Genomic DNA, 5,081 nt, shown 5'->3' with positions numbered 1-5,081 from the left:
CGTTCAGGCTGGTCAGGCGGCGTCGGATCTCATCCCGCGACTGTTCCCAGATATCGGCGGCGATCGCCGCGCCCTCAGGCGCCATCGTCACCGGCAACGGAGCATCCGCGGCGCAAAACCCTATCAAACGGGCATCAAAGCGCCTGGCGAGATTCACGCCGATCCGCGTGATCGGTTCGATCGGACCGTCGATATTGAGGTTCAGGAGAATTGATTTGTAGCTCATCGTACGCGCCTTCGACTTGATCCTTCTCGAGGGACCAAACCCTATGTCGCAAGAGCCTGCGCGCCTTGATGTGGATCAAAGTCGTTTCTAAGCCGCGCCCCCGACTTTCAAGGCATCCGGGATTCGAAATGGATGACCTCGCCATCGACCACCGAAGGTGCCATGCCCGATGTGATGGATGGTTTTTGGCCTCGGCTGTTGCGGATCGATCCAAGCCTTGACGACTTCCAGCAGGAAGAGATTGTGTCTGTTGACCAGGCGCGTATCGACCACGCGGCACTCTAGGTTGGCGAAACATTCGGCCACCAGCGGCGCCGATACTTGTTCGGCGGGAAGCGGCGTGAACCATGCGGTCGCGAACTTGTCCGTGTCCCGGCCAGAGCAATTGCCGACCTTCACGACCTTCTCCGCAAGGCCGACGGCAGGGAGCGCGATCACGCATTCCCTGGTTTGACGCAAGGCGAAGAAGGAGAGGTCATTGCTTGACACGACGCAGGCGATCATTGGCGGCGCGACTTCCACCATCATGTGCCAGGACATCGTCATGATGTTCGAGCGGCCTTGCCTGGACCGCGTCGAAAGCAGGACGACCGGACCGGGCTCAATCAGCCGGTAGACATCGGCAAGCGGCAATTCCTTCATATCCGTCCCTCGCTTTGCGTCTGCGGGTGGGCTTGTGGGCTTGTTGTCCCGGACTTGTCGCGGGCATTGGCGTCACTCGCCTTGATCAGGGTCAAAGCCGGCATGCCGGGCCGGATTGATCATGATCAATGCCAGCTTGCGCGGCACCTGCGATGTTCGGCCAGGACGGCCAAAGGGGCTCGTTGATGGTCACTGAAGATTTCCTGCTATGGGGCGCCGTGCTCTGCCTCGGCTTCATCGCCGGAGCCGCGATCTATTTCGAGCGGGCGTCGTTCCGGCGAAGCAAAGGCTTGTCCGCAAGCCACGGCTTTGGGCGCCGCTCACGGCCGCATCACCCAAAATCAGAATTGAAGCGAGAAGCGAAGGGAAAGACACCATGATGTGGAATCCAGAAGAGTTTCGGGCGCCCGAGCTGCTCCCTTTCGCCCACACCGGCCAGAAATTCGTAAGAGCCGCCGCCGCGATGCAGGCGCATTCGGTCCGCGCGCTGCTGCGCTACCAGATCGAAGGCGTGTCCTTCCTCAAGCGGCGGTTCGAGGATGACCTGAAGCTTGTAGAGGAGCTGATCGGCGGTGACGAGTTCGTCGATGCGTTCGACGTGTTCGTGAATTTCGTCCAGAACGCCACCTCCGACTATGCGAAGGAAGCCGGCAAATTCGCTTCCATCGGCGCCAAGCTGGCTTCGGAGACAGCCGGGCAAGTCCGCAAGGAGGCGGAAGCAACGATGAACGACATGGCCGCGGCAACGCTTCCCGCCTGAAATGTCGCCATCAGGGAAAAGCTGGAAGCCAGCCGCCGATCGGTCCTCCGCCTGGAGCAGTCATGACATGGCGGAAGATCCGGGACGCCGCAGGGCTCCATGGGCACCGAGGTGATGGCCGCGGCCCCGGCGCCGCTATTGCCGGACGAAGAAAGCGCAAGGGTCTATCGCGATGTCGACAGGCTCTCGCATGCTCTGGTAGCGGCCTTCACCGCGGGCATTTCGCCGATCAGCCTCCTGCAGGCCTGGCAGGACTGGCTGCTGCACTTGTCCACATCACCGGGCAAGCAGGCGGAGGTCTCCACCAAGGCGGTCGAGAAGCTCGTCAGGTTGAATGATTTTCTTTTTCGCTGCGGGCTTGGAATGGGGACCGCTGCGCCGACCATCACACCCCTGCCGCAAGACAGAAGGTTCCAGCATCAGGCGTGGCAGTCATTCCCCTTCAACGCCGCGCAGCAAGCCTTCCTGCTTTCCCAGCAATGGTGGCACAACGCGACCAGCGGACTTCCAGGCGTTACCAGAAGGCATGAGCGCCTCGTCGAGTTCTATAGCCGGCAGATCCTGGATACCGTCTCTCCTTCCAATTTCCCGGCGCTTAACCCGGAGGTCATCGACAAGACCCTGCGGAAAAATGGCGCCAATTTCGTCAACGGCGCCAGCAATCTGGTCGACGACCTGCTGCGTCTGGCCGACGGCAAGCCGCCGGCTGGCGTGGAAAACTTCCGGCCGGGCATCGAGGTTGCCGCCACACCGGGCGAGGTGATCTTCCGCAATGAACTGATCGAGCTGATCCGTTATGCGCCGATGACGGACACCGTGAAGGAGGAGCCGATCCTCATCGTCCCCGCCTGGATCATGAAATACTACATCCTCGATCTTTCACCGGAGAACTCGCTGGTCCGCTATCTTGTCCAGAGCGGCTATACGGTTTTCTGCATCTCCTGGCGCAATCCGGGCAGCGATCAGGCTGGAGTCTCGCTCGACGACTATCGCCGGCTCGGCGCGATGGCGGCCATGGACGCGGTCGAGGCGGCGACGGGAAGCAGCCGGATTCACGGGGTGGGCTACTGCCTTGGCGGGACGCTGCTGTCGATAGCGGCGTCGGCAATGGCCCGTGACGGCGACCACCGCCTGGCCAGCCTGTCGCTTTTCGCAGCGCAGGTGGATTTCGAAGAACCGGGCGAGCTCGGCCTGTTCATGGACGAGAGCCAGATCACGCTGCTCGAGGACGTGATGTGGGTGGAAGGCACCCTCGACCAGCGCCGCATGGCTGGCGCTTTCCAGATGCTTCGCTCGCAGGATCTGATCTGGTCACGCATGGTGCGCGAATATCTGCTCGGCGAGCGCGCTCCGATGACCGACCTCATGGCCTGGAATGCCGATTCAACCCGTATGCCGTTTCGCATGCAGTCGGAATATTTGCGGCAGCTCTATCTGGACAACGACCTTGTCGAGGGACGCTTTCGCGTCGAGGGAAGGCCTGTTCATCTGGAAGACATTCGAGCCCCGGTCTTCGCGGTCGGCACCGAGACGGACCACGTCGCGCCGTGGCGTTCGGTATTCAAGCTGACCTATCTCCTGGACACCGACATCGACTTCGTCCTGACCACCGGCGGGCACAATGCGGGTATCGTGTCGGAGCCCGGACACCCGAGCCGTTCCTATAAAAGGCTCAGTTGCCGCCATGCCGCCATTCGTCCCGGCCCGGACGAGTGGGCAAAAGAGGTGGCCGTGACATATGGCTCCTGGTGGCTGGCCTGGGTCGAATGGCTGGCCGGTCATTCCAGCCGTGAGGTCGCGGCCGACCGGGGCGATGCCTTGGGCGCCTTGAAGACGGTTTGCGCGGCGCCCGGCACGTATGTCCTCGAGCGGTAGCTGCGTTCCAGCCGTTTGAGCGAGGTCAAGGCGCGGCGTCCGCTCAAGACGTATTCAGCAGCCATGAAACGTCAAACAGCGCTCAAGGTTCTGCCGTTTGCTATCGCCTTCGCATCGCCGGCTTGGGCGGGCGATAATCTGCAGGTCGCCTATGGCAAAAGGCTGGTCGAAACAAACTGCGCGCGGTGCCACGCAGTCGGCCGGACTGGCGAAAGCACCCATCCCGATGCCCCGCCTTTTCGTCTATTGCACCGCCGCTATCCGATCGAGGACCTGCAGGAAGCCTTGGCCGAGGGAATCTCCACCGGCCATCCGGACATGCCCGAGTTTGTGGCCTCTCCGGATCAGATCGAGGCGATGATCGCCTATATCGGGAGCCTCGGCCAATGACGGGATCCGTGGCGCTGACGGCGCAAGAGGAGGTATCGGATGAAACGCGGGATCGGTAGTGAGGACACCGAGGCTCCTGAGCTGGCGATCTCCGCCGGCAAGGTCTGTTTCATAATCGCCAAGGCGCATGGATTCGATGTCAAGGTCGCCGTCACCGAGCCGGATGCGGGCTCCAATCCCACGGACGATGGCGAAGTCGCGGTGCTTCAGGACCATGATGATGACCCCGTGCGCGAAGAGCTTGGGTCGCTGATCTCGGATCTCTCCGTCGACGAGCAGATCGACCTCGTGGCGTTGACATGGCTCGGCAGGGATGACGGCAAGGCGGGCGATTGGGACGAGGTTCGTCAGCAGGCCGCCTACGCTCACAACAGGCACACGGCCGACTATCTTTGCGGCAACCCGCTGTTGGGCGATCACCTTGCGGCCGGACTCGATGCTCTCGGCCTGTCCTGTCCCGACTGAACCGAAGTTGATGCACATCAAAGCGGGGCGCTTTCGGCCGTGCTGGTCTACCCTCTCTGATGGAGCCCGGATATGATCTACACGACGATATTGGTCCAGCTCGATATCGACGCCCCGGCAACGCCGCGCCTGATTTTCGCGCGGCAGGTCGCAAGGAAGTTCGAGGCGGATCTGATCGCGCTGGCGGCTGCCGAGCCCTCCGCATTGGTGTCGCCGAGCGAGTCCTCTCCGGCTGTGGCCGAGGTGTTGCGTCGCCGGACGCTCGAGATCGAGGATCGGATCAGCAATCTCAAGGAGGAGTTCCTCGCCGTCGCCGGTGACAACGAGCGCGCATCCTGGCGTGCGGAACTCGACGACCCTACGCGCGCCGTGGCGCTGCACGCGCGGGCGGCCGATCTGGTGATCACCGGAGCGCCGGCCGCGGTCGCCGCCGGCGATTTCCGAAGGACCGTGGATCCGGGAGCATTGGTGCTTTCCGCGGGCAGGCCGGTTCTGTTTGCGGCCGACGATCTCGCCTCCTTCAAGGGTGAGAGGATCATGGTCGCCTGGAAGGATTGCCGCGAAGCGCGGCGGGCCGTGGTCGACGCGATGCCTTTCCTGCGCAACGCCAAGGAAGTGACGGTTTTCAATGCGGCCGAGGAAGGAACGCTCGTCGCGCGGGATGGCGCGGCGGACGTGGTGCGCTTCCTCATGAGGCATGGTGTGAAAGCCCGGTCCCAACTG

Annotated in this window: 7 protein-coding genes and 1 pseudogene; 6 read left to right on the top strand and 2 right to left on the bottom strand. The window is 62.5% G+C overall.

All coding sequences use genetic code 11. From position 1 onward, the window contains the following. Together EOA24_RS27070 and EOA24_RS27065 are read right to left on the bottom strand one after the other, a co-directional pair. Positions 1-226, bottom strand: a pseudogene (locus EOA24_RS27070) (universal stress protein); the annotation flags it as partial. An 87-nt stretch (positions 227-313) separates the two neighbouring features. Beyond that, positions 314-766, bottom strand: coding sequence for a flavin reductase family protein (locus EOA24_RS27065; RefSeq protein WP_348526227.1), 453 nt, complete (start codon positions 764-766; stop codon positions 314-316). Between the two features lie 254 nt (positions 767-1,020). On the opposite strand from EOA24_RS27065, the gene EOA24_RS27060 reads away from it, so the two are divergent. The 6 genes from EOA24_RS27060 to EOA24_RS27035 all read left to right on the top strand — a co-directional run. Continuing rightward, a complete protein-coding gene (locus EOA24_RS27060) occupies positions 1,021-1,248 on the top strand; it encodes a hypothetical protein (RefSeq protein ID WP_126079263.1) in 228 nt (75 codons plus the stop codon). Continuing rightward, on the top strand, positions 1,245-1,628 hold the full coding sequence (locus EOA24_RS27055; protein ID WP_126079262.1) for a phasin family protein: 384 nt from the start codon (positions 1,245-1,247) through the stop codon (positions 1,626-1,628). The genes EOA24_RS27060 and EOA24_RS27055 overlap by 4 nt, the downstream gene beginning before the upstream one ends. 99 nt (positions 1,629-1,727) lie before the next feature. After that, the gene (locus EOA24_RS27050; RefSeq protein WP_127410256.1) at positions 1,728-3,503 is read left to right on the top strand and encodes an alpha/beta fold hydrolase; all 1,776 of its coding nucleotides are present in this window, start codon (positions 1,728-1,730) and stop codon (positions 3,501-3,503) included. Positions 3,504-3,566: 63 nt separating this feature from the next. Further along, positions 3,567-3,893, top strand: coding sequence for a cytochrome c (locus EOA24_RS27045; protein WP_126083551.1), 327 nt, complete (start codon positions 3,567-3,569; stop codon positions 3,891-3,893). Between the two features lie 39 nt (positions 3,894-3,932). Continuing rightward, positions 3,933-4,358 (top strand): DUF3775 domain-containing protein, encoded by a 426-nt coding sequence (locus tag EOA24_RS27040; protein WP_126079260.1) that lies wholly within the window; start codon positions 3,933-3,935, stop codon positions 4,356-4,358. A gap of 72 nt (positions 4,359-4,430) precedes the next feature. Beyond that, positions 4,431-5,081: universal stress protein UspA (locus tag EOA24_RS27035; protein WP_127410255.1), on the top strand; the 651-nt coding region annotated here is incomplete at its 3' end.

It is taken from the genome of Mesorhizobium sp. M2A.F.Ca.ET.039.01.1.1, from assembly GCF_003998035.1.
Classification (GTDB): Bacteria; Pseudomonadota; Alphaproteobacteria; order Rhizobiales; family Rhizobiaceae; genus Mesorhizobium.
This window is presented reverse-complemented; position numbering and strand designations above follow the sequence as displayed.